Annotated in this window: 20 protein-coding genes; 9 read left to right on the forward strand and 11 right to left on the reverse strand. The window is 47.0% G+C overall.

Translation table 11 applies throughout. The annotated features are described in order from the left end of the window. Positions 1-9 precede the first annotated feature (9 nt). Entirely contained in the window at positions 10-1878 is a 1869-nt protein-coding gene (htpG, locus tag ACO08K_RS18210; RefSeq protein WP_421797839.1) for a molecular chaperone HtpG, read from the forward strand. Positions 1879-2023: 145 nt separating this feature from the next. On the opposite strand, the gene ACO08K_RS18215 is transcribed toward htpG, so the two are convergent. After that, positions 2024-3370, reverse strand: coding sequence for a D-alanyl-D-alanine carboxypeptidase/D-alanyl-D-alanine-endopeptidase (locus ACO08K_RS18215; protein ID WP_421797840.1), 1347 nt, complete (start codon positions 3368-3370; stop codon positions 2024-2026). Positions 3371-3462: 92 nt separating this feature from the next. On the opposite strand from ACO08K_RS18215, the gene ACO08K_RS18220 reads away from it, so the two are divergent. The 4 genes from ACO08K_RS18220 to ACO08K_RS18235 all read left to right on the forward strand — a co-directional run bounded on the left by ACO08K_RS18220 (position 3463) and on the right by ACO08K_RS18235 (position 8724). Next, complete coding sequence (locus ACO08K_RS18220) at positions 3463-5385, forward strand: serine hydrolase domain-containing protein (RefSeq protein ID WP_421797841.1); 1923 nt, start codon at positions 3463-3465, stop codon at positions 5383-5385. A 570-nt stretch (positions 5386-5955) separates the two neighbouring features. Beyond that, a complete protein-coding gene (locus tag ACO08K_RS18225) occupies positions 5956-6954 on the forward strand; it encodes a LacI family DNA-binding transcriptional regulator (RefSeq protein WP_421797842.1) in 999 nt (332 codons plus the stop codon). A 62-nt stretch (positions 6955-7016) separates the two neighbouring features. After that, a complete protein-coding gene (gene mtnA, locus ACO08K_RS18230; protein WP_421797843.1) occupies positions 7017-8117 on the forward strand; it encodes an S-methyl-5-thioribose-1-phosphate isomerase in 1101 nt (366 codons plus the stop codon). A gap of 1 nt (position 8118) precedes the next feature. Further along, positions 8119-8724, forward strand: a complete 606-nt coding sequence (locus ACO08K_RS18235; protein ID WP_421797844.1) for a class II aldolase/adducin family protein — start codon at positions 8119-8121, stop codon at positions 8722-8724. 188 nt (positions 8725-8912) lie between these two features. On the opposite strand, the gene ACO08K_RS18240 is transcribed toward ACO08K_RS18235, so the two are convergent. Continuing rightward, the gene (locus ACO08K_RS18240; protein WP_421797845.1) at positions 8913-10016 is read right to left on the reverse strand and encodes a DNA alkylation repair protein; all 1104 of its coding nucleotides are present in this window, start codon (positions 10014-10016) and stop codon (positions 8913-8915) included. Positions 10017-10145: 129 nt separating this feature from the next. Here ACO08K_RS18240 and ACO08K_RS18245 point away from each other — a divergent pair, with 129 nt between their 5' ends. Further along, positions 10146-10913 carry a GNAT family N-acetyltransferase gene (locus tag ACO08K_RS18245; protein ID WP_421797846.1) on the forward strand — a complete coding sequence of 256 codons (768 nt, stop codon included), beginning with the start codon at positions 10146-10148 and terminating at the stop codon, positions 10911-10913. A 17-nt stretch (positions 10914-10930) separates the two neighbouring features. On the opposite strand, the gene ACO08K_RS18250 is transcribed toward ACO08K_RS18245, so the two are convergent. Next, positions 10931-11443: a hypothetical protein gene (locus ACO08K_RS18250; protein WP_421797847.1), complete on the reverse strand. Its 513-nt coding sequence runs from the start codon at positions 11441-11443 to the stop codon at positions 10931-10933. Between the two features lie 55 nt (positions 11444-11498). Further along, positions 11499-12842, reverse strand: a complete 1344-nt coding sequence (locus tag ACO08K_RS18255; RefSeq protein ID WP_421797848.1) for a cytochrome P450 — start codon at positions 12840-12842, stop codon at positions 11499-11501. A gap of 358 nt (positions 12843-13200) precedes the next feature. Here ACO08K_RS18255 and ACO08K_RS18260 point away from each other — a divergent pair, with 358 nt between their 5' ends. From ACO08K_RS18260 to ACO08K_RS18270, 3 genes are all read left to right on the forward strand, one after another. Further along, positions 13201-14205: a T9SS type A sorting domain-containing protein gene (locus ACO08K_RS18260; RefSeq protein WP_421797849.1), complete on the forward strand. Its 1005-nt coding sequence runs from the start codon at positions 13201-13203 to the stop codon at positions 14203-14205. A gap of 213 nt (positions 14206-14418) precedes the next feature. Next, on the forward strand, positions 14419-14835 hold the full coding sequence (locus ACO08K_RS18265; RefSeq protein WP_421797850.1) for a hypothetical protein: 417 nt from the start codon (positions 14419-14421) through the stop codon (positions 14833-14835). A gap of 307 nt (positions 14836-15142) precedes the next feature. After that, positions 15143-15574: a hypothetical protein gene (locus tag ACO08K_RS18270; RefSeq protein ID WP_421797851.1), complete on the forward strand. Its 432-nt coding sequence runs from the start codon at positions 15143-15145 to the stop codon at positions 15572-15574. A 111-nt stretch (positions 15575-15685) separates the two neighbouring features. Here ACO08K_RS18270 and ligA read toward each other — a convergent pair whose 3' ends face one another. The 7 genes from ligA to ACO08K_RS18305 form a co-directional block, all read right to left on the reverse strand. Then, the gene (gene ligA / locus ACO08K_RS18275; RefSeq protein WP_421797852.1) at positions 15686-17821 is read right to left on the reverse strand and encodes an NAD-dependent DNA ligase LigA; all 2136 of its coding nucleotides are present in this window, start codon (positions 17819-17821) and stop codon (positions 15686-15688) included. A gap of 73 nt (positions 17822-17894) precedes the next feature. Continuing rightward, on the reverse strand, positions 17895-18731 hold the full coding sequence (locus ACO08K_RS18280; RefSeq protein WP_421797853.1) for a choice-of-anchor V domain-containing protein: 837 nt from the start codon (positions 18729-18731) through the stop codon (positions 17895-17897). Positions 18732-18854: 123 nt separating this feature from the next. Further along, complete coding sequence (locus ACO08K_RS18285; protein ID WP_421797854.1) at positions 18855-19406, reverse strand: 1-acyl-sn-glycerol-3-phosphate acyltransferase; 552 nt, start codon at positions 19404-19406, stop codon at positions 18855-18857. Positions 19407-19472: 66 nt separating this feature from the next. After that, a complete protein-coding gene (locus tag ACO08K_RS18290) occupies positions 19473-20903 on the reverse strand; it encodes an L-serine ammonia-lyase (protein ID WP_421797855.1) in 1431 nt (476 codons plus the stop codon). Between the two features lie 92 nt (positions 20904-20995). Continuing rightward, a complete protein-coding gene (locus ACO08K_RS18295; RefSeq protein WP_421797856.1) occupies positions 20996-22267 on the reverse strand; it encodes a hypothetical protein in 1272 nt (423 codons plus the stop codon). 236 nt (positions 22268-22503) lie between these two features. After that, a complete protein-coding gene (locus ACO08K_RS18300) occupies positions 22504-22911 on the reverse strand; it encodes a GxxExxY protein (RefSeq protein WP_421797857.1) in 408 nt (135 codons plus the stop codon). Positions 22912-23005: 94 nt separating this feature from the next. After that, positions 23006-23710: a ComF family protein gene (locus tag ACO08K_RS18305; RefSeq protein ID WP_421797858.1), complete on the reverse strand. Its 705-nt coding sequence runs from the start codon at positions 23708-23710 to the stop codon at positions 23006-23008. Between the last annotated feature and the right edge of the window lie 130 nt (positions 23711-23840).

Genomic DNA, 23840 nt, shown 5'->3' on the forward strand with positions numbered 1-23840 from the left:
CTTATAGTCATGCAAAAAGGTAACATAGCTGTACAAACGGAGAACATCTTCCCCATCATCAAACGCTTTCTGTATTCTGATCACGAAATATTCCTCCGCGAGTTGGTATCCAATGCCGTGGATGCCAGCAATAAACTCAAAGCCTTGTCTCGTCGGGGCGAAGCCAAGGGTGAAATTGGCGATCTGAAAATTGAAATCCTGATTGACAAAGACGCCAAAACTCTGACCATTCGCGATCAGGGCATCGGGATGACTGAAGAAGAGGTTAAAAAGTACCTCAACCAGGTGGCTTTTTCCAGCGCCCAGGAGTTTTTGGAAAAATACAAAGACGAAACCAACATCATCGGTAACTTCGGTTTGGGTTTCTACTCTGCCTTTATGGTGGCTTCCAGCGTAGAAGTACAAACAAAATCCTGGCAGGAAGGCAATGCCGCCGTGCGTTGGACCTGCGAAGGTAACCCCGAATATACCCTCGAAAACATTGAAAAAGACAGCCGGGGTACCGATGTGATCCTGCACATTGCTGAGGACAGTCTGGAATTTTTGGAAAATGAGCGCATTGAGGGCTTATTGGAAAAATACTGTAAGTTTTTGCCAGTCGCCATCCAGTTTGGCACCAAAGACGAAACCATCTTCGAAGGCGAAGGGGAGGAACAAACCGAACGCACCATCCAGGTCGACAACATCATCAACAACCCCGAACCCGCCTGGCGCAAACAACCTGCCGATCTGACGGATGAGGATTACCGCAATTTTTACCGCGAATTGTATCCTCAAAGTTACGATGCACCGCTGTTTTGGATCCACTTGAACATTGACTATCCCTTCAACCTCACTGGGGTATTGTATTTCCCTAAATTGGGCAATAGTCTGGAGTTGCAGCGCAACAAAATCCAGCTGTATTCCAACCAGGTTTTTGTAACGGACAGCGTCAAGGAAATTGTACCGGAATTCCTGACCTTGTTGCACGGGGTAATCGACTCTCCGGACATTCCGCTCAACGTATCCCGTTCTTACCTGCAAGCCGACAGCAACGTCAAGCGCATCAGCGGCTTCATCACCAAAAAGGTAGCCGACAAGTTGGCCGAATTGTTCAACAAGGATCGTGCTGACTTCGAATCCAAGTGGAGCGACCTGGGCATTTTTGTCAAATATGGCATGCTCAGCGACGATAAATTCTACGAAAAAGCCATCAAGTACGCTTTGGTGAAAAACCTGGCTGGCGAATTTTACCCCATCGAAGAATACGTTGAGAAGGTAAAACCCACCCAAACTGACAAACACGACAAAGTGGTGCTCATTTACACCACCCAACCCGAAGCACAACATACCCAAATCGAAGCCTGCAAAGCCTATGGCTACGAAGTGGTGGTGATGGATCAGCCCATGATCGACAGCCCATTCATGCAGCAACTGGAATACAAATTGGGGAACTTGGTCTTTGTACGAGTGGATTCCGATACGGTCAACAACCTGATTCAAAAGGATGAAAAGCCTGAATTGGTGCTGAACGAGGAGGAAAAAACCAAGGTGAAGGATGTATTTACATCAGTGGTGAGTGACCCTGCGGGTCGGGTGGAAGTCCAACCCTTATCTCCACAGGAAGCGCCAGTGATCATCACCCGCCCTGAATTTATGCGCCGGATGAAAGAAATGCAGGCCATGCAGGGCATGGGTATGGATGGTTTCCCGGATTCTTTTCAGGTGATCGTCAATGGCAACCACGAGCTGGTGGCCAAAAAAATTCTGCATGAAAGCGACGAAGCGCAACGCTCCAATCTAGCCAAATACCTCTATCAATTGGCGCTGCTGAACCAGGGCATGTTGAAAGGAGCGGAATTGGCAGAGTTCACCAAGCGCAGCCTTGAAAATCTCTAAACTATATTTCCCTTAGGTGTCTCTTAGGTGCCTTAGGTTTCTTAGGTGGTAAAAAAGAAAAAAGTCCTGCGGAGCAGGGCAAAAAATTATTCACCACCTAAGAAACCTAAGGCACTTAAGACTCACCTAAGCAAATATCATCTTGTTATAAATTATCCCGCACCCATTCCAATATTTTCTGCATTTCTTTCCGAATCGGCGTTGTACTACCCAAAAAATGGTTGTGCATAAAGCTAAAAATCAGTACCCGCCCCTTATTTGTCCGCACATACCCACTCAAACAATGGTTATTGGAAAGAGTGCCCGTTTTAGCAAAAACATAGGGTTTACCATCTTTCCCACCATACCAATCCTGAATCGTGCCACTCACCCCTCCCGCTGGAAAAATCTTGAACAAGCGCTCGCTGGGGTATTCCAGGTATAATTTTTCCAAAACCGAAACAATCGTCCGCGGCGAAAAAAGGTTGTAGCGCGACAAGCCAGAACCATCTACCCAAACCATTCCATCCGGGTTGCTGCCCAGGATGCTGCGTTGAGCATACTCGATGGTGCGGTTGATGTCCAGATCACCATACAGCTTGGCCGAACAACTCAGCAACAACTGCTCGGCAATGTAATTGTCACTTTCCTGCATGAATAAACTCAGCAGTGTATCCGGCAGAGGAGTGGACAAGGTCCGCCAGTTGTTGGTCAAGACTGGGGGATTCCACACTTGCACTTTGCGCTTGAGGGTATCGGTCAATAACTCGCTGACCAAATGTGGCGTATACCTGAATGGGGTAGTGATGTTCACCCTTGCTGCCCGCAAACATGCTGCATTGTACAAATAATGACCATCGTGTTCTTCGCGCAGGATTTCGGGTTTGCCATTGGTGTTGAGTGGATCGTATTCCAGGGTCGATAAAAAATAATTGGGTTGAGTGCGCCATTTTTTGCTGCTAGAATCAAGACGAAACCGCACCAGATTGCCATAAATTGGGAAGGAGCCTTTTTCCGTTTGGTAATCATCCCGGAAATCATCCCAGGCCCAACCATTCCCAAAGCGATTGTCCTTGTAGTTGCTGGCTGAAAAAGCCAGATACCTTTTTTCCTGGCTCAAAAATTCCCAGGCAACGCTGTCTTGTGGGAAAAGTGGATTCAGGAACATGGGGTTGCCCATGCCTTGAAACACGGTGAATCCGCCATCCTGAGTATAGCGCAATACCGGCAGGCTGTCCTTGAGTACTTTAAGGGTAGTGTAAAGCGTGAAAATTTTGGTATTGGAAGCAGGGGTAAAAAACTTATCCGCATCTTTTTGAAACAGGGTCAACTTGCCATTGGGATCGTACAACATAAAACCGTAAAAATGACGGGCGAAAATGGGCGACTGCAAGAGCATTTTGTCCATCGCCACTTGTTGCGGGGTGCTTAACGCTTGGGCAAAAAGATTATGTGGGAAATACAGCGTGCAAAGCAGCAAAAAAGTAGTTATTTTGGTAAACTTGTAGAGCATAGAGCGATTATTTGCGCCTAGGTAGTGGGGCAAAATGAGCACTTATTTTTTTATCGCCCCTAGAATACAAAAAAATTTACAACCCTGAAAATATGCTGTGGAGAAAACTAATGCTAAGCCTGTGTATTGTGGTTTGCCATATCTGGCTGAGCGCACAAAGCAATGCGGTTGTGAACCTTTACCAGGAGGCATTGGCCAATTTGGTCCTGCTTCGCAATGAAGGAACTTTGGCCCCCTTACAGCGCTTGGATAGTTTGCAAATTGCGTATGTATCAGCAGGCGGACCTCGGCAGGCCGCATTTCAGGATTTTCTGGAGCGTTACACCAACATTACCCCACTCAACTTTCCTGCTGTTGCCTCCGCCTCCGAAACTCAAAACTGGATCAATACCCAAACCCGCCGTTTCAATTGTTTTATCCTGAGTATTGAAGATGTTTCAGCGGCTGTAGACCAACCCAATTACCTAGCCGACGCGGTCTGGATCAAGGGTTTGATGGCTGCGGACCCCGTGGTTTTGGTGCTATTTAATCCCCAACAAATCCTCAATAAATTACCCGAACTGGCCCAGACACCAGTCATTATTACTGCGGATGGTACCCAGGAAGGACAATCCTTAGCTGCCCAATTGATTTTTGGCGGGGTGAGCACCAATGGGCGTTTGCGCAGGCTGTTAAGTCCTCAATACCCTCCGGGAAGTGGAATGGACACCCCAGCGGCTATTCGACTGGGTTACGCACCTTCGGAACTGGTAGGCATCGATGGCGCGTTGTTGCGCGATAGCATCAAGGCCATTGTGGAAGAAGGGATTCGTTTTCGGGCATTTCCGGGCGGGCAAGTGCTGGTTGCCAAGGATGGCAAGGTTGTTTACCACCAGGCTTTTGGTTACCACACCTATGAAAATGAGCGCCTGGTAAGGTTGAATGACCTGTATGATTTTGCCTCCATCACCAAAATTTCCACGGGTTTGCCCGTGTTGATGAAATGGTACGGCGAAGGAACCTTTAACCCGGATGATTCACTAGGTGTGTACCTCGCGGAGAGTATTGGCAGCAATAAAGCCGGAATTCCCATGCGGCGTTTGCTAACGCACACGGCCCGACTGATGGCCTGGATTCCCTTTTGGCGCTCGACTTTGAAATGGAATGCCGATTACCCCTGGGAAGAGGGTTGGGACAATGTTCGGGTCAACGATTTTCAGTTCAAACCGCGCACCTTCAAACCCGATTCCACTGCCCGCTTTAATGTGCAGGTAACCGAACGTTTGTGGCTGTACCGAAAATACGGTGATAAGGTTTTGTATGATGCCATCTATCGCTCGCCCTTGAGTGAAAAACCCGGCTTTGTCTATTCTGACTTTTTCTTTTATACCATGCCTAAAATTGTCAAACAACGCACTGGGGTTGATTTTGAACCTTACCTGAAAAATACTTTTTACCGGCGATTGGGTGCTTACTCATTGACCTTTAATCCATTGCGGTTTTTCCCGAAAGACCGCATCATTCCCACTGAACGCGATACTTTTTTCCGCATGAGTTTGTTGCACGGAAAAGTGGACGACGAAGGGGCTTCCATGTTGGGAGGCATTTCCGGACATGCTGGTTTATTTGGGACAGCCAATGATTTGGCCAAGTTGATGCAAACCTACCTCAACCTGGGTCGATACGGGAATGAACAACTGATCGCCGAATCAGCGGTGAAAGAATTTACCCGCTGTCAGTATTGTGAAACGGAGGGAATCCATCGTGGTCTGGGGTTTGATAAACCTTTTTTGGAATATGCCCCTGGGCGTAGTTCTTATGCCAGAGATGCTAGTCCGGAAAGTTTTGGGCATACTGGTTTTACGGGCACCTTCACCTGGGCGGATCCTAAAAACCAGCTATTGGTGGTCTTTTTTACCAATCGGGTGCATCCTTCGCGCAGCAACCCAATCTTGGCGAACCGGGCTCTGCGGCCCCGCTTACATCAGGCAGTGTATGATGCCATAAAAAAATCGGATGGAATTGACCCAAAATAAAAAGGGAGGAATACCTGGGGCATCCCTCCACTTAGTCATCTGGTTTCATACATTACTTACCTGCTAGTGTAAACAGCAACAAAACAAACATGAAGTATATAAAGAACAAATAAAAAATTATCTTTGACAAGGGCCACTTTTTCTTGGCCCAAGACTAAAGGGCCCGGATGGGTTTTAAAAAACTATCCGGGCTTCGTTATGTTGGGTTAAAATACGAAAAGAGCGAACCTGATAGAGCTGGTGGTTTTCCACACAGCTCGTGAAGTATTGTGCTATTTTTTGGCTTAGATTTCAGCTGTTAAACGCGCAGCAATACCCTTCAGCAGTTCTGCATTTTTCTCAAAAATCCATTACATAAGTCACTGAACTGCTGTGCATTGAAAATCAGATTTTCTTTGCTTCTACAAATTTACCCCATTGTTGGCGTTATGCAATAGCTGAAAAAAGCCTTGCCATGCGCAAAGGTTTGTGCAAACGTTTGCTGTGGAAAAAATTATTACTTTTAAGGGCGTTTTTTTTCTGTGGTATATTTGGACTAGCCCCTGATTGACCGAACAATACTTCATTTGAATGAATCGACCCACTATTACGGACATTGCCAGGTTGTTGCAGCTCAATCCCTCAACGGTTTCCCGAGCCTTGAATAACCATCCTGACGTCAGCCCCGAAACCCGCAATCGAGTACAGGAACTGGCGCAAGAACTGGGCTATGCGCCCAATCAACTGGCAGTGAATTTGCGCAAACGCCACAGTGGCCTCATTGCCCTATTGGTTTCTGAAATGAACATGTTTTTCAATCCTTCTGTATTTAGGGCGATTGAGCAGGAAGTTTATGCCAATGGTTATCATTTGATCATTCTTCAATCCAACAATACCCTCATTCGTGAGAAACAAAATGTCCAGATTTGTCGACAACTGGCGGTAGAAGGGGTTTTGGTTTCACTGGCTTCGGAGGCGCAGGAGCTGAGCCACTTTGCACCATTGTTGGATCAGAAAGTGCCGGTTGTGTTTTTTGACCGAATCCTTCCCCAAAACCACTCTTGCTCGGTTACCATCAATGATGTAGAAATTACGCGCCAGGCTATGCGGCATTTGGCCGACCACGGCCATAGGAGAATTGGTGGCCTGTTTGGTGACCCCAATTTGACCATTACCCGCGAGCGTTTTCGTGGATTCAAACAGGTTTTACAAGAACTGGACATTCCTTTTGAGGAAAAACACATCGCATTTGCCCAAGATTCGGAGCAGGGAAGCCAGCAAGCTTTAAAAATAATGGAGCAAGCCCCAGCCATAACCGCTTTTTTCACCATGTCGGACGAGTTGATGGTGGGTGCCGTACAGGCCATTGAGCAAAAACGCCTACGTATTCCCGAAGAGATTGCCATCATTGCCATCAGCGATGGTTTTGCCCCGGAATTTTACAACCCTAAAATCACCCACATTCGACATTCTGGCTATGAGGTAGGGGCAGAGGCGGCCCGCTTGTTGTTGGGCGTCATCCGGGAAGAAATCAAAGACCCGCTGCACGTGCAGTTGGAGTGCAGGTTGGTGGAGTTGGGTTCAGTGTAAGCGCTACATTCACTTGGATAGCTTTGAATTAATGCTTAATCTTGAGCCTAGAAATTCTAGGCATGAAACTGCAAGGCAAACACTACCGCACCATCTGGCTCGACGAAGCCAATCCACGTATCGTTCGTACTTTTGACCAACGTTACTTCCCTTTTCAGATCGTTGAAGAAGCGTTGTATACCTATGAGGATGCCGCCGAGGCCATTGAAGAAATGCACGTGCGGGGCGCTCCTATGATTGGCGCTACGGCAGCCTATGGCCTCTACCTGGCCACTTTGGCTGCTCCAGAAGGTGAAGAGGGGGCCAGTTTTTTGGAAAATGCGGCCAAGAGTTTAAGAGAAACCCGCCCCACTGCGGTCGACCTCTTTCATTGCATCGAACGGATGATGAGCGAATTGGCCCATGCTACCGATCGCGAAACCCGCATCGATACCGCCTTGTCTACCGCCAATGCCATTGCGGATGAAAGCGCCGAGCAATGCCGCATGATTGGGGTGCATGGCCTGGAGATTGTAAAAGCCATCAGTGAACGCAAAGGTGGTGAGCCCGTCAATATCCTTACCCATTGTAATGCGGGTTGGTTGGCTTGTATCGATTACGGTACTGCCACTGCGCCCATTTACCTGGCGCATGACCTGGGTATTCCAGTACACGTATGGGTTGACGAAACCCGGCCCCGCAACCAGGGTGGAAAAATCACCGCACTGGAACTGCAACAACACGGCGTGCCTCATACCATCATTACCGATAATGCCGGGGGCCACCTCATGCAACACGGAATGGTAGACATGGTGATCGTGGGTACTGACCGCACCACCCGCCAGGGCGACGTGGCCAACAAAATTGGTACTTACCTCAAGGCCCTGGCCGCCAAAGACAATGGGGTGCCTTTTTATGTCGCTTTACCTTCTTCCACCCTCGACCTGAACCTGCGGGATGGCCTGAAAGAAATCCCCATCGAACAACGCAGTGAAGAGGAGGTCAAATACGTGTGGGGCTGGAAAGAGGGTGAAATCCACAAAGTCCTGACCACTCCCCTGGAAAGCCCTGCTGCCAATTATGGCTTCGACGTTACCCCGGCTCGCCTCATTACCAGCTTGATTACCGAGCGCGGCATTTGTGAAGCCAGCGAAGCGGGTATTTTAGGTTTGTTTGCGGAATAACATGGATGAAGGGTACATCAAATTTCGGGCCGACTGGCAGCGACAGGCACCACTGGAAACCAGCACAATCACTGAATTGAACCACTGGCGTGATCGTTTGTACCAACTTGGCTTATTGGGTGCATATCCAGATGGCATTGGCTTTGGCAACATCAGCCAGCGCTGGAATGCGCAAGGGCAGTTCATCATCAGCGGTTCAACTACGGGTAATTTTACTCAGTTGGGCCCCGAACATTACACACTGGTTACTGCCGTGGAATTGGATCAAAACCTCTTGCATTGTACCGGGCCAATCATTGCTTCTTCCGAATCAATGAGCCATGCTGCGGTCTACCTGGAATGTGACTGGGTCAATGCTGTTTTTCATGTGCATCATCAAGAAATGTGGGAACAACTCCTGCACAAAGTGCCAACTACCGCGACTGGTGTGACTTACGGTACCCCGGAAATGGCTTATTCGATCATGCAATTGTTGCGGGATACTGATTTGCCGGAGCAGCGCATTTTTGTGATGGAGGGGCACCTGGAGGGGATTTTTAGTTTCGGGGCTACCTTGGATCAGGCTGGGGAGGTGCTACTCAAGGCATTAGCTACCATCAAAGCTTAAATTTTGTAACAACTAGCACTTTATTTTTACTTGTAAGTACTCTAGATGCGTCCTTTCTTAGATGTCCCTTAGATGTCTTAGATGGTTCAAAATGAGTCTAATATGTTTCTTAAATCTAAGATTCTTTTTGAACCATCTAAGACATCTAAGGGACATCTAAGTTGGTTACCCTTGATGTTTAATTATTTTTATGATACAATGAACTTCCCTTCCGCCAATGCTAACCCGTTTACCAAAACCCTTAAGACGTGCTCACCCGGATAATGCTTTCGAGTGGTGAAATCCTGAAAACGCTGGTACCGCTCCACCACCACACTTGCCCCTGCGCCTAATTCCAGCTCCTTGATTTTAAAAACTTTGGAGGAAATTTTCCCTGAGAGTGTCTGGTAATCGATTTGGTATTCCAGGCGCAGGGATTGGACATTGGGGGCATGGTTGCTGAGTTGAAAAGAAAAATCCAGTTTGCCCCCAACAGTTACTTCGAGGCTATGTTGCAAGTTCGATACTTCGACGGCCTCTGCCCCTTTTTGAAACCCAAAATAGGCCAAGGCTTGAGCATTCCCTTTTTTCAACAAACCCCGGCAGGCGTGGCGCACGATCCAATCCGTATCCGGGTTTTGGCCCAACCAGCGTCCTGCAATATCCAGTACGACTTGTGGGTGTTCTTTGGCAATGTCGTTGAGGTTGTTCGCTACCGAGCGGCGCACGGTTTCGGCGGGGTCGTTTTTGAGTTTTTCCAAAATGGGTAAAATCGGAGCTGGATCACGTTTGAGCGCAGGTACCCCCATGCCCCAGGGCAAACGTGGGCGAATGCCCTCACTAGCCAGGCGGCGCACCATCGGACTGGGGTGATCCGCCCAAGCCAACATTTGAGCGTACATCCGCTCTGGATACTTCAGCAAAAAAGGCCGCACTGTAAATTCACAACTGCTCCAGCGGGTCACCGTTTCGATGGCGGGGATGGAGGCGTCGGGGTCTTCCACGCCGTGGGCTTCGATGAACTCGGGTAAAAAGATCCACTGGAAGGTCAGTTTTTCCCCGTGTTGATCGATGTAGGATTGGGTGACGTCACAAACGATCTTGAGGGCATCGCGATAGGCGGTAGGCAGGCAGGCACGGAGCGCGTGGGCGATGTGCCGGGTGCGTTGTTTGAGCTCGAGACCTTCGTAGTGCTCGTCAAAGACCTTTTCAAGGAAGGTGGTGGTGGAAAAATCGGGCCATATTTTTTTGACAAGTTCCGCAAAAGGAGTGATTAAGGGCCGGGAGAAAATGTTTTTGAGTGGCTCAGGCATAGAAAGTTTTTTAGCAAACAAAAATAAGTTTTTTATTTTATTTTTTTGTGTATAAATGATGTGTTTTTGTTTGTTTGTTAAGGTTTTTTGCCTACTGGAATCATTGGTTTGGTTTTAGTAAATTTGACCATGCAATCTTCTCTAATTACCCAAAACTTCGACCGCCACGCCTATTTCATCCCTGGCGAAACGCCGGGCATGCAGGTTTTCCGCAGTCCCAAATTAACCTACATAGATAGTGGACTTTCCTGTGATACTTTCAACATCATTCACGTGCTCAACGGTGAGGAGGTAGCTCCTGAAATCCGGGTTGCGGTGGACTATTTTCGCCAAAAAGACCTGGCCTATTGTATTTGGGTAAACGAGGAAAACCTTAGCCGTGAAGTACAAGTTTGTTTTCAGGATATGGGCATTCAAGTCCAGAATTCCGAACCTGGAATGGTTTTGGACTTAGATAAGTACGAAATTATCCACTCTACCTTGCATCAAAATGTGGAATTCGTGCATACCCCCACTCAACTGGCCGAATTTGCCGAATCCATTGCCGCCAATTGGTCGCCGCCAGACCAAAATGTGCTGCGCTATTACCAACAAGTAGCACCAGTTATCCTCAATCCCGCGCACCGGATTCAATTGTTGCTTTACCGCGAAGCAGGACAAGTAGTATCCTGCCTGGAAATGTTCCCCAGCGACGAGCATACGCTCGGATTTTACAGTTTGGCTACCCTGGAAGCTTATCGAGGTAGGGGAATTGCTTCGGCGATGTTGACCTTTGCGTTGAATAGTGCCAAAGCACTGGGCTACCACCAGGTGATCCTGCAAGCGTCTGAGGATGGGTTGAGGATTTATGAGAAGGTGGGGTTTAAACGAGGTGGGAATTATTATGAATTTAGTTAGCACCAACTATTTCCGAACTAATCAATAAAATTTAAAAGTTCGATTATTTGAACTTCTCCTTTCCCTTTGGCCAGAAAAATTCGGTAGTCATAACCACCTTCATCAAAGTAAAGCTCGAAAAGTTCATGCTCTGCATCTAGTCGTTCAATAAAGTTATGAGCAAACGCTTCAATTAATTGACTAAGTTCCTGTTCAGTCTTTTCCAATTTATAAAGTTGAGTTTTATCAATCCAAGAAAATGATTTGGTAAAATCCCAGGCTTCATGCAGTTTTTGAATCAACAAAGGCAAAAGCTCTGATATCTGAATTCTTCTTTTGTATCCATCCATACTACTTAGATCATCTGGGATTTTAACCCATTCTATTTGGGAGTGATAAATTATTGTATTTCCCTCAAAATCAATTTTTTGATTTGAAAAAATCAACTCGCTGATTAAAAAAAAACCATATTTTACAGTTGCAGAAGCATGCCCCCCAGCAATATCGGCCAGCATCTTTTCAATGGCCGCCATTTTAACTCTTAATGACATATTGAAGTTTTATGTTTTTATAAAGATGATGATTTTTGATCAATTAATCCTTTTCTTACCTCCTCCAAAACCGCATCCACACACCATCCTTTGGCCGCAAAGTAATCAAGGGTTGAGGCACCACCTCATGCCCCGGCTCCAGCGCAAAATCATACCTCCGCGCCATCTCGGCGATCACCAACTGCATTTCCATCAGCGCAAAATGGTTGCCGATGCACAAACGAGGGCCGCCACCAAACGGCAAGTAGGCAAAGGCGGTTATTTTGGCGTTTTTGGCAAAACGTTCAGGACGGAAAGCTTCGGGATTATCCCAATGCTCGGGGGAGTGGTGTGCTCCATAAATGTAAGTCGCTACAATCGCACCCTTGGCGATTTTGATGCCATTGAATTCATCCGCTTCCACCGCCATACGGTCGGTGATCCAGGCCGGGGGATACATGCGCAAAATCTCGTCGACCACCTGACTCAGGTATTCCAGTTTGGGGAGGTCTTCAAAAGCTACCGTCCGTTCACCCACTACTTGCTGCAGCTCTTCCCGGATTTTGGTGAGGGCATCTTGATGCTGGCTCAACAGGTACCAGGCCCAGGCCAGGCCATTGGCGGAAGTTTCGTGGCCAGCCACAAAAATGATTTTCAACTCGTCCAACAACTGCTGTTCGTTCATGGCCTCGCCGGTATCCTCGTAACGTGAGTCGAGCAACATTTGTAGGAGGTCGTCGCGGGTTTCGCCACTGTCCTGGCGTTGGTGCACCAGTTTGCGGATGGCGTCTTCCAGGTCGGCGGCGAGGGCTTCATGCTCTTTGGTTTTGCCACTCAAGGCCCGCCACCAATTGAGGTAAGGTTGCCGAATCAGCTGGATGACAAATGCCTGAATTTGGGTGATTTGCCCGCTCATTTTTTGCACCTGCTCCTCGGGTACACTGATACTGAAAATCGAGCGCATGATGATGCTGAAGGCCATGTCCATCATGTGTTCAGCCATGTTGACCGGACCAGCTTTGATTTCTTCGTCAAATTTGGCCAAACGTTCCTCGATCACCTCGTTCATCAAATGCGTGAGGCTGGCCAAACGGGAGCGGTGAAAACTGGGTTGAATCAAACGGCGCTGCCGCAACCAATGATCGCCATCAATGGTGAGCAGCCCCTTGCCAACAAAATGCCCCAGGTGATCGAAGTGAATGGGTGACTTTTTATACACCCGATGGTTTTTTTGCAAAATATGCTGGATAAAAGCAGGATCGGCGGTAAAAGTAGCCGGAATGATGCCACCAATGTAAAAGCGGTAAGTGTGGCCGTACTCAGCCATGTTGCCCCGAATGACAGTAAGGGGATTGCGGAGGAATTTAATCGAGTTGATCAGGGTTTTGAAGCGGGGAATGGTGGGGATGGTGCTGGACATGGTGGTGGAATTTGAGCGGTGTACGGTTTAGCAAAGAAGTTAGAGCCGGACACTTGTATCTGGATAAATAGAACCTTGAATTAATTTGGTTACCATACGCCCAAATATAAGCAATGCTACAAACTTATCTCGTATCCATCAGGGCGCCGATGTGTATTGAGCGTAATATTCAAATTCAAAGGGAGTTCAATGTTGATTTTTTGGACTTTAACTTTTGTCCTCTTGACAAGTTCAATAAAAAACAAAGTAATTGTGGACATAAATAACACCAATCCGCTATTGACTAGCTTCTAGATAGAATAACCGGGTCATCATTCCTATTGAATCCCCTTGATTCAATCCGATTTAAATCAATCCCATGAAAAAAAGAACGTTATACGTATTCATTTTACCTCTGTGGCTAATTACCAATCGGACAAGTGCACAAATCAGTACGGAGTATCAGCCAATGGCAGTAGAAGGGGCACATTGGATTTGTTATAAAGCCTACGATAGGCCTTGGGGGGATGAGTATTTCAGTTGGACAATCAGAGGAGATACGGTGATAGAAGGTAAAGTTTACAAAAAGATGTACCGTGATGATTTTTTTATTGATCATCCTAACCAAAAATTATCATATCCACCTGTAGTCATCAAAATATCTTTAACTGCCTTAATTAGAGATGATACACTTCAACGAAAAGTATTTGGTATAATTCCTCCTACTTCTGGTTTATACAGGGAATGCATAGTAGGTGGCCAAGAAACCTTGCTATTTGATTTCAGCGCATCATCTGGAGATACTTTACAATCTTGCTTGTTAGGTAATTTGGCCAAACGTTCTTTATTGCAAGTGGACAGTATAACTTATACACCATATGAATGCTTTCATACTTATGGCGATAAAAATGACAAAAAACAGCTGCGAACCTTAAATGTTAACGGATATTGGGAATCTACGTTTGCAAAAAATAGTGTCAAAATTTTAGAAAGAATTGGTTACCAAAAGTATGGCCCATTTTTTGAACAATGGCGAGGAAGTGGCGGAATAATCTTGGAATGGCAAAAGATTGGAGGGTTATTGTGCTATTGTGTGGGTACTAATGCGGATTGCAATATCATTACTTCGGCTAAAGAAATAAGCTACCTACCCATCCGTATTTTTCCTAACCCCGTAGAAGATCGATTGTATTTTGAATCCAATACCACTCCACTCAAATGGTTAAAGGTGTATCATTCTAGTGGATTGCTGGTCAATAAATTATTGCCAGTTTCGACATATGAAAACTACATCGATACTCATCTGTTTCAGCCTGGGCATTATTACTTGCAGGGGTTAGGTGAGGGAGGTGAGATTTACTTGGGGAAATTTATCAAATTGTAAAAAGAGAATTGTTGTACTTGGGGTATTAATTGGAAGACTTGGCGAACAGGGTAAATGTTGGTTGATGGCTTGAATAAACCGCTGAGTCTACAGCATGACACTAATCGTTTTAGTCGGCAGGGTGCTGGGAAAAGATCAAGGGAAGGTACAAAAAGAGGAAACAGTCCCTATGAGGCACCAAAACATCCTTCAACGTGATAAAAAAATTGAATCATGTCAGAGTTGATAGAACAAATAGATAAAACAATAATCCAAAATGGATTGAATCTGTTTAAACTTACTCAAGATAATACATCGCTTCTCTTGGAACAGTTAAGAGTTGCTTTTAATTTAAACTTTAATCAGCTTTTTCTTTGGGAGACTAAAGTTGAAAAAAGTAGTAGCTGGGAATATGGTGATGATTGGGATTCAATATTTTCTAAACTTCTAAATCAATATTTTCCTTCATCTGTTTATTTAGTAGTCACTGATGATGAATTCTACCCATGGGTTGTAAATGCTGGGGATAAGGTTTCTGTTATCGCTTTGTTATATCAGCAACAATTTTTTGAATACTTTATTTTCGATGACTTGATTGAAAAAATTTTATTCGACACACATCATAACAACTTGGTATTGTTTGAACAATAAATTTCACAAAGAGGTTGGCGTAAGTGTATCCCCATTCTGCTGGCGCAAGTGTATCGCTGGAATAACTCTCTGACTTGTCCCCCTTATCACTACATCTACAGATGCAAAGTATGCACGGTGGTAGGGGAAAGGCACTAACCAAACCCCACTCACAATTTGCACTTTTTTTGGCATGGTAAATATTTGTTAGTCTGTAGACACTGGGACAGGATAAGTCTGGAGAAGACACTATACTAGCAGTACGTTTTGTAAGTTGATTGGAAAAGACTAGAACTAGCGGAAAACTCAAGAACAACAAAGAGGTACAATGAAAACAACCTTTGATTTTAATCCATATTCAAACATTGGCCCAATCCGATTTGGGATGACCAAAGATGAGATCATTCTGCTTTTTCTGGGGGAAGACTATGAAGAATTTTATAGAGGAGAAGAAGATCCTGCCCCTACAGGTGCGATTGATCGCCTAGGTATATTCATTTGTTATGATGAAGCAATGACTTGTGAAGCTTTGGAGTTTACACAGTCTGCTGATTTTACATTCGAAGGTGTGAATCTATTCGAACAGACATATGCGAATGTAAAAAACATCATAGGTCGCTACGACGCTGAACTGGAAGAAAATGAATCTGGTTTCACATCCTACAAACTAGGATTTGGGTGTTTTATCATTGATGAAACGGATCAAGACTTACCACCGGAAGGAATAATTGCATTTAAAAGAGGGTATTATGATCTTTAAAATTAATTGGCGCACAATCGTGCAAATGAAAGCCCTTCGAAAGTCTGAAACTTTCGAAGGGCGCGTCTTGGCGTTTTTTCTTCGCCGCTGAACTTTGTAATATAGTACGAACTACTCCAACATCGCCAAAAACTCATCCTCCGTCAAAATCGTCACCGTACCCAGCTCCCGGGCTTTTTTCAATTTTGACCCCGCCTCATCACCTACCACCAAAATATCCAGGTTTTTGCTCACAGCGCTGATGTTTTTAGCACCGGCGGCTTCCGCTTTTTCCTGGGCTTCTTTGCGGCCCATTTTATTGAGGGTTCCGGTAAAAAGGATGGTTTTGCCAGAGAATACAGCTCCTTCAGCTGCGGTTTTGGGGCGGTCTTCGTCCGTTTGTGTCATATTGACCCCGAGGGATTCCATTTCGCCCAGCATTTCGATGTTGGTCCAGACCTGGAAAAAATCGATGATGTTTTTCGCTACCACCGGGCCAACGTCTTTGATTTTGGTGAAATCTTCCAATTGCCAGTCGGCCAGTTCCCGCACATGGCTGATCTCTGCGGCGATCAGTTTGGATACCTTTTTGCCAAGGTGGTGGATGCACAAGCTGTACAACAAGCGATGGATGGGGTTTTTCTTGGCTTTTTCAATGGCCGCCTGCAAGTTGGTTGCCGATTTTGCGCCAAAACCTTCCAATTGTGCCAATTGGGCGTAATCCAGTCGGTACACGTCCGCAAAATTGGTAACCCAACCCAGCTCATAAAAACGCTCCACGATTTGTTTGCCCATGCCATCGATGTCCATTGCGTCTTTGGAAACGTGGAAAATGATGCGTTGCAGGTCCTGGGCACCGCACACACAATTGGGGCAACGCCAGGCGGCTTCTTCCCCTTCGCGCAGCAATTCTACGGGAGTATCGGTGGTGTTGATGGGGCAAAACTTGGGGAAAACAATGGGCGTTTCGCTGCCATCGCGTAGTTCGTCCATGGCCTTGACGATGTAGGGGATCACATCCCCGGCGCGTTCGACGAGTACGGTATCGCCCAGGCGCAGGTCGCGACTGGTGATGAAATCTTCGTTGTGCAGCGAAACGGAAGAAACGGTTACTCCAGCCAATTGCACCGGATCGAGTTTGGCCACTGGGGTGATGGAGCCAATTTTACCCACCTGGTATTCTACATTGAGCAATTTGGTGGTAGCCTGCTTGGCCTGGAACTTAAAAGCAATGGCCCAGCGGGGGTGGTGGGAGGTGAAGCCCGAGCGCTCTTGCAATTCCCGGCTGTTGACTTTGGCCACCATGCCGTCAATCTCGTAGGCGTAGCCTTCGCGCTGCTGTTGCCAGTAGTTGCAAAAATCGATGACCTCCTGGATGTTCTTGCAGAGTTTGCGTTCCTGAACCGGGACTTTAAAACCGAGCTTTTCCAGGGTTTCCAAACTTTCAAGGTGGGTCGAAAATTGACCCAAAACGTTGTTGCCCTCTTTGTCCACGGCGTAACCCAAGGTGTAAATAAAGGCTTCGAGTCCACGCTTGGCGACCTCCTTGGGGTCTTTGATGCGCAAACCTCCGGTGGCGGTATTGCGGGCATTGGCAAAAAGGGTGACGCCCTCTGCCGCACGTTTGGCGTTCATTTTTTCAAAAATATCCTTGCGGATCAGCACTTCGCCACGCAACTCCACGCGGTGGATGCCGTATTGGGAAAAAGCGGCTTTTAGCGGGATGGAGCGGATTACTTTGGCGTTGTTGGTAATTTCTTCACCAATGACCCCATTGCCACGTGTAGCGGCGCGCACCAAAACATCATTTTCGTACACCAGGGCAATACTGCCCCCGTCAAATTTGGGCTCGACCCCATAAGCCAGTTCGGTATCTGGATCAATGTTCAAAAATCGTTTGATAGAAGCATCCCAATCATTGAGGTCTTCGGCATTGTAGGAGTTGGCCAAAGAGAGCATGGGGGTGAGGTGTTCGACCTGCGAAAAATCTTCGGTCAAATCGGCAGATACCCGTTGGGTAGGGGAGTCTGCATTCACCAGTTCCGGGTGCTCAGTTTCAATTTTTTCCAGTTGCTTGAACAGCTGGTCGTATTCATAATCACTCACCACGGGATCATTCTGGATGTAATACCGCCATTCGTGGTAGATGATCAAGGCGCTCAAGTCGGCGTGTTGCTGGGCAGGGGCCTGGGTGTGTACTGCGTGATCCGCCTGAAGGTAGGCCTTCGAGCGTTCGTACAGGGATTTTTGGTCAGATTGGGTGTACATTGGATGATGGCTTTAAGCTCATCCAAAATTAATCCTTTCTTTCGATTTTGAAAATTTAAAACTATTTTTTGTTTTATTTTAACAATGAAATAGTTTTTGTTCGCTGACCATTGCTGACCTGGACCCAATACTGTCCTTTTGGCAAGACTTTGACGTTCAGGTCTACTTGTGAGCTTTGGGTGGACTGTTGCAGCTTTTTACTTTGCAAAATGCGCCCCTGAACATCCAGTAAGTTGACCCAGAGTTGTTCGTTTTCGGAGTTGCCCTCAATTTCTACCCGGGCAAATTCAATAGCTGGATTCGGATAAACTTTGATTTGAGCCTTAAGAATCTTATTCGAGCTCAAGCCAGTTGAAGTCGCTTCACTGAGGCTAAGCGTAGCTTTTACGGCGTTATCCCTACCCGTACCACCATCGCCGTTGACGGCCATTCCTGCAGCGTATACCTTCAGGTCACCTGTTCCTGCGGCTGGTGCCGTCCAGGGCATTTGGAAAGTGTTGGAAGTAGAGCGACGGGATTGTTCGGCATATTGGCGACCGCCGAGGGTGACTATCCTTTGTCCCGTAGGTGCTGAGCTAAAGGCACCTGCCTGGGCATTTGATTTGGCGTTCAAAACCGTTGCCTGATAGCCATAACCTCCGGGAGTACCTGCGCCTGCCACGATGCTGACCTGCATGGTGTATCTTTTTCCGGGAACATAGGTAGTAATGGGACTCGTACCATCCAGCATGGCAATCTCTACAGTGGGATTATAGGTGCCAGTACCGTGGCAATCCCCACAAAAACTGTCACCAAGCGGCGAACCTGAGCGGTCTACGCCCTGATTAAAACCAGCCCCAGAAGCGTTGCTGCTCAAAACAATCCAGATTGCGGATAAGAGTGTACAGAAGAGGAGTACAGATTTTTTCATGATTTGACTTTAGTTGAATCGCTCAAACAAGCATTCAGACTAAATCCAAACTTCAAAGTTTAACTTTAGGTTCTATCCATACATTGCTTTTTTTGCAAAATGTTATTGGCGGACAAAAGCTGGTTAAAAAAAGATGCCATCGTCGGGGTTTCTACCTTTTACGCCCCGGAAATAATTCAGGATGACCTCGAAGTCCTGTTCCTTATTGCCAGTGGGGTAAAAAGGCTCGGTAAAAGTCACCGTTTTGTTGCCAAAATCGAGGATTACCATCACGAGTGGCACTTTAGCACCCAAAGCGATGTAATAAAACCCAGATTTGAATTCATCCACCCGCTTCCGGGTGCCCTCGGGTGTAATGGTGATGATAAAATCGGATTTGGAGTTGAAAATATCCACTACGGCATCTACGTAGTTGTTGCTTTTGCTGCGATCGACCGGGTAGCCACCCAATGCGCGAAAAATCCAGCCAATGGGCGGTTTAAACAGAGAAGATTTGCCCAAAAATTTTGCATCAACCCCCCGAATGTTACGCAGGAGGAGCCCCATGGGGAAATCCCAATTGGAAGTATGTGGAGCAACGACCAGAATGTATTTTCTTAGATGTTTGGGGAAATCACCCACCAGTTTCCAGCCCCAGAGTTTGAAATAGATAAAGGAACAAATGGCTGCCCACATAAATGCTGAATTTTAAACTGAAAGATAAAGGAAAAAGCGAAATTTATTCCACTGATTTAAGTCAGCTCAACATTCCGGTAAGGCGATGGCAATGTTGACCGCCAGGCCACCCAAACTGGTTTCTTTGTATTTGTGGTTCATGTCTTGTGAGGTTTCCCACATGGTTTTGATCACGGCATCTAAGGTCACTTTGGCTTTAGATGGGTCACTTTCCATCGCGATTTTAGCCGCCATGATGGCTTTAACAGCGCCCATTGAGTTTCGTTCAATGCAGGGGACTTGCACCAGACCACCTACCGGGTCACAAGTCAACCCCAGGTGGTGTTCCATCGCAATTTCAGCGGCCATCAAAGCCTGATCCGGGGTAGCGCCCAAACATTCGGCGAGCGCCGCGGCGGCCATCGCACTGGACACCCCAATTTCAGCCTGGCAGCCACCCATGGCCGCGCTGATGGTTGAACCTTGTTTGAACAAAGACCCCACCTGTCCAGCTACCAATAAAAACCGCACAATGTCTTCATTTTTGGCCAGGGGTTTAGCAAAACAGAGGTAGTACATCAATACCGATGGAATCACCCCTGCTGCTCCATTGGTGGGCGCTGTGACGATCCGGCCAAAATTGGCATTTTCCTCATTGACGGCCATGGCAAAACAGCCAATCCATTTGACCACTTCCGAAAAACCAATGCGGCTAAAGCGAATGCATTGAATCCATTCCTGAGCCGAGGTATACTCACCATCAGCGAGCAATTTTTGGTTGATGTTGAAAGCCCGCCGGGCAACATCCAGACCACCCGGCAACATGCCCTCGGTGTGGCAACCCCGGTAAATGGCGTCCAGCATGACCGACCATATTTTTAGCAGTCGCTCGTCGATTTCAGCTTTGCTCAGGAAGTTCTTTTCATTTTCATACACGATGTCCGAAATCCTGCACTTGCGCTGCTTGCACCATTGCGCCAGGTCGGCACCACTGGTGATGACATAGGGGACTTCATTCTCTTCGCGCAAGGGGGTATTTTCTTCCCCTTCTTTGACCACAAAACCTCCACCGATTGAATAATAAGTACTTTGGTGGAGGCTGTTTCCCTGGGCATCCTGCGCATTCAATTGCATGCCATTGGCGTGGTAGGGGAGCATTTGATAGCCGCGAAAGTGGATCTCGTGCTCGGGATCAAAGGTGATGGGGTGGGTTCCGCCCAACTGGAGTTGTTTGCGTTCCTGAATTTGCTCGGGGAGGGTTTTTACCTCTACAACGGGCACGGTTACCGGGTCTTTTCCGCTCAGGCCCATCAGGATGGCAATATCGGTTCCGTGGCCTTTGCCAGTGAGGGCCAAAGATCCATAGAGCAAAACCTCTAATTTCTGGGTTTTTTCGAGCAGGGATTGCTCCTTCAACTCTTTTACAAAACGCTCTGCGGCCCGCCAGGGACCAAGGGTATGGGAACTGGAAGGCCCCACGCCAATTTTGAGCATGTCAAAAACACTGATGAATTCCATTTGGTTAGGCTATGTTGTAAAGAGCCTGATTTCAATCATCGGCACTTCGACTACGCTCAGTGACCGGCGATTGAAATCAGACTCTTTACAAATTATCGGTTAAGGCTGACTCTCAATTTTTCAATATAATCGTTCAAGGTAGCACTAAACATTGGAACCAGGGTAGTGGGGAGTCGGGTTTCTAGTGCGGCCATCAAGGCTTTGGCGTCATCGGTTTTGCCCAGTTCGATCAATTGGAAAATGGCATTGGCGTAGCCGATGCGGTAAAAATTGAGCTGGTTCACCAGGTCGGGGCTATTGGTGATGGCGGCTTGCTGCTGGGGCAAACTATTGAGGTTATAGTTGCGGAGGTAATCCGCTGCATTTTTTGATTTTTGGTTGTCGCAGGGTTTGAGTTTTTGCACCAGGACTCCAAACTCCAGATGACTGTCGAGGTACAACAAATCATCCTTGGAAAAACCTACGGTAAAATACACCTCCTTGGCAAACTGGTTGCCGATGATGACTTGTAAAAGCACGTATTCGCTGCGCAATAGGAAGTCGCCGTTGATTAGTTCAGGGATGTCCCACTCAAAGGTTTTGTCGTTGCCACAATCTCCACTGCTGATTTTAGCAGAAACGGGCCCCGGTTTCCAGCTCACCAAATTGGGAATGGCATCGATGCTGACCCCTTCCCGCAAGGTGGCATTGCTGGCATGTGCGGCCAGGTAAAGGCAGTACCAATCGGTGTTGAGGAGGTTGACATCGACAATTTGTACATCCAGCCGCAGGTTTTCTACCGTTTGCAGGTAAAACAGTGGATAAGAAAAATTGTCACCAGAGGTGAATAGGATGGCGTCCTTGCTGCAGGAATTGAGCAAATTGCGGCCTAGCTCCAGGCTGGGCTCGAGGTAAGCGCCCTTGCTTTTGCCTTGTTTAAAGGCCCAGCGGGCCGAGTCGGGCAGGTTTTGGGCGAGGTAGCCCATGGCCAGGCTTCCCCATACCGTGCCTAGTTTGGAATAGGGATCCAGTGCCAGTTTTTCGCCCTTGTAGCGCGGCGACAAGCGGATGCATTGCTCCAGGTGTTGGCTGATTTGGGCCACACTTTTGCGGTTGCTGCTGGCCACCCAGGTCGCTTCAGCAGCATTGACCCGATCGAGCGCATTGGCCAGGTAGTAATGGATTTCAGGGTTGTTGGGCTGGCTGAGCAAGGCTTGTTGGAGCTGCTGAGCGGCTTGGGCCATGTTTTGGGTGGCGTACTCTTTTTTGAATTCTGCTTTGGCGGAGGCCAGGAGGGTGGCAGCGCTTTGGGCAAAAATGGCTCCGTTGGTGGCGAACCAGCACATCACAATCAAGCTGATGTAGGAGAAAAATTTGGTTTTCATCGGGTTGAAAATTTGTGTAAAGATGGTGGAATTTAGGGGGAAGTGAAGGAGGAGAGCCTAGGATTTTTTTGCTGCTCAATTCAATTGGTAGCTGATAAAAAAGTTTTTTGCAGCTTCGCTGCTTTTTAATTGAACCACCTTAGGCACCTTAGAGCACCTTAGGAAAGGAGATTTACTTCCCCTAAGGTGCTCTAAGGTGCCTAAGGTGGTTCAATTAAAAAGTCATTAATGGTAAACTATCTAAGCTCACGATAATACTCATTTACAAAGGCTTTTTTACCTTCTTTTATTATGTTTGAACAATTGAAGTTAACCAAAAAACCTTTTGGCATTTCTAGTAACTTCATGTATGTCAGTAATTGAGCTTGGTGAACAGGCAATATAGTTTCAACAGCTTTGAGCTCCACAATTACACAATCTTCGATCACAAAATCAGGGCGAAGTTCCGTATCTATTAATTGTCCTTTGTAGACTATGGGGATTGTCAATTCGGAAACGTAATAGATTTTCCGCAAATCTAATTCGTGAGCTAAGCATTTGTGATAAACACTTTCCAGTAGACCTGGACCTAATGCTTTGTGGACCTCAATAAAAGCACCTGTTAAGGCATACTCTAAAATGTCTAGAAGTTTTCTCGTCGCCATTTCAGTTAATTTGGATTGACCAAGATTTTGTATAAGGTCGATTTTTAAAATGCCAGGCACACAATTGTACCTAATGCTTTGTTTGATATTCAATTTACTGCCCCGCTATCGCCAGCGTAGCCATACTCAGCTTCAAGCCCGGCACCTCCAATAACTGCAAAGCCGCCGCCTCCAAGGTCGCCCCTGTCGTCAGCACATCATCCACCAATAAAATATGCTTCCCCTCCAATTGCTCGGCCTTCCGCACCTGAAAAGCCGTACTAACATTGTCGAATCGCCCCATCCGCGATTTTTTGGTTTGGGTATTGGTGTAGGCCACCCTGCGCAGGTATTGTTCTCCATACGTTATACCCATCCCTTGCGACAAACCCGCAGCAATACAAGCGCTTTGATTGTAACCCCGCTGTCGCTGACGTCGGGCATGTAGCGGAATGGGGATGATCAAGTCTATGGATTCAAAAAGAGGGGTGTTGCGTAGTGTTTCTCCGAACATGATCCCCAGCCGGATGCCTACTTCCTGATTGCCACCATATTTCAACTGGTGCATCAGCGCCTGTACTCGCCCACCTTTGACAAAGTGCAGCATAGCCGCACCCGATTCCAATGGTACCCGGCCCCAAAAACGTTCGGTAAAGGCATTGTCAACTTCGAGGTGCTGTTCGGTGTAAGGCAGTTCACAATGGCATTGCAAACAAATCAGGCTTTCCCGAGGCAGGGCATTTTCTTCACAGGCAGGACATAGACGAGGGTAAAGCAAACCAATGAGGTTGTCGATCCATTCAAGAGCGGTACTAAACATGATGATGGCTTTCGCGGTGGAAGAATGTGGTTTTCGCGAAAGGAGGTGTAAGTATAGTTGTAGATATAAAGGCAGGACAAAAATAGGCTTTTTTACCAAAAAATAAAAAACGTCTGCCCCGAAAAACCGT

Source organism: Haliscomenobacter sp. (assembly GCF_965225875.1).
In the GTDB taxonomy this organism is placed as follows: Bacteria; Bacteroidota; Bacteroidia; order Chitinophagales; family Saprospiraceae; genus Haliscomenobacter.

Excerpts from the sequence above, each read along its gene's own strand:
- htpG (WP_421797839.1), top strand. The coding sequence starts at position 10 with ATGCAAAAAGGTAACATAGCTGTACAAACGGAGAACATCTTCCCCATC.
- ACO08K_RS18215 (WP_421797840.1), bottom strand. The coding sequence starts at position 3,370 with ATGCTCTACAAGTTTACCAAAATAACTACTTTTTTGCTGCTTTGCACG.
- ACO08K_RS18220 (WP_421797841.1), top strand. The coding sequence starts at position 3,463 with ATGCTGTGGAGAAAACTAATGCTAAGCCTGTGTATTGTGGTTTGCCAT.
- ACO08K_RS18225 (WP_421797842.1), top strand. The coding sequence starts at position 5,956 with ATGAATCGACCCACTATTACGGACATTGCCAGGTTGTTGCAGCTCAAT.
- mtnA (WP_421797843.1), top strand. The coding sequence starts at position 7,017 with ATGAAACTGCAAGGCAAACACTACCGCACCATCTGGCTCGACGAAGCC.
- ACO08K_RS18235 (WP_421797844.1), top strand. The coding sequence starts at position 8,119 with ATGGATGAAGGGTACATCAAATTTCGGGCCGACTGGCAGCGACAGGCA.
- ACO08K_RS18240 (WP_421797845.1), bottom strand. The coding sequence starts at position 10,016 with ATGCCTGAGCCACTCAAAAACATTTTCTCCCGGCCCTTAATCACTCCT.
- ACO08K_RS18245 (WP_421797846.1), top strand. The coding sequence starts at position 10,146 with ATGCAATCTTCTCTAATTACCCAAAACTTCGACCGCCACGCCTATTTC.
- ACO08K_RS18250 (WP_421797847.1), bottom strand. The coding sequence starts at position 11,443 with ATGTCATTAAGAGTTAAAATGGCGGCCATTGAAAAGATGCTGGCCGAT.
- ACO08K_RS18255 (WP_421797848.1), bottom strand. The coding sequence starts at position 12,842 with ATGTCCAGCACCATCCCCACCATTCCCCGCTTCAAAACCCTGATCAAC.
- ACO08K_RS18260 (WP_421797849.1), top strand. The coding sequence starts at position 13,201 with ATGAAAAAAAGAACGTTATACGTATTCATTTTACCTCTGTGGCTAATT.
- ACO08K_RS18265 (WP_421797850.1), top strand. The coding sequence starts at position 14,419 with ATGTCAGAGTTGATAGAACAAATAGATAAAACAATAATCCAAAATGGA.
- ACO08K_RS18270 (WP_421797851.1), top strand. The coding sequence starts at position 15,143 with ATGAAAACAACCTTTGATTTTAATCCATATTCAAACATTGGCCCAATC.
- ligA (WP_421797852.1), bottom strand. The coding sequence starts at position 17,821 with ATGTACACCCAATCTGACCAAAAATCCCTGTACGAACGCTCGAAGGCC.
- ACO08K_RS18280 (WP_421797853.1), bottom strand. The coding sequence starts at position 18,731 with ATGAAAAAATCTGTACTCCTCTTCTGTACACTCTTATCCGCAATCTGG.
- ACO08K_RS18285 (WP_421797854.1), bottom strand. The coding sequence starts at position 19,406 with ATGTGGGCAGCCATTTGTTCCTTTATCTATTTCAAACTCTGGGGCTGG.
- ACO08K_RS18290 (WP_421797855.1), bottom strand. The coding sequence starts at position 20,903 with ATGGAATTCATCAGTGTTTTTGACATGCTCAAAATTGGCGTGGGGCCT.
- ACO08K_RS18295 (WP_421797856.1), bottom strand. The coding sequence starts at position 22,267 with ATGAAAACCAAATTTTTCTCCTACATCAGCTTGATTGTGATGTGCTGG.
- ACO08K_RS18300 (WP_421797857.1), bottom strand. The coding sequence starts at position 22,911 with ATGGCGACGAGAAAACTTCTAGACATTTTAGAGTATGCCTTAACAGGT.
- ACO08K_RS18305 (WP_421797858.1), bottom strand. The coding sequence starts at position 23,710 with ATGTTTAGTACCGCTCTTGAATGGATCGACAACCTCATTGGTTTGCTT.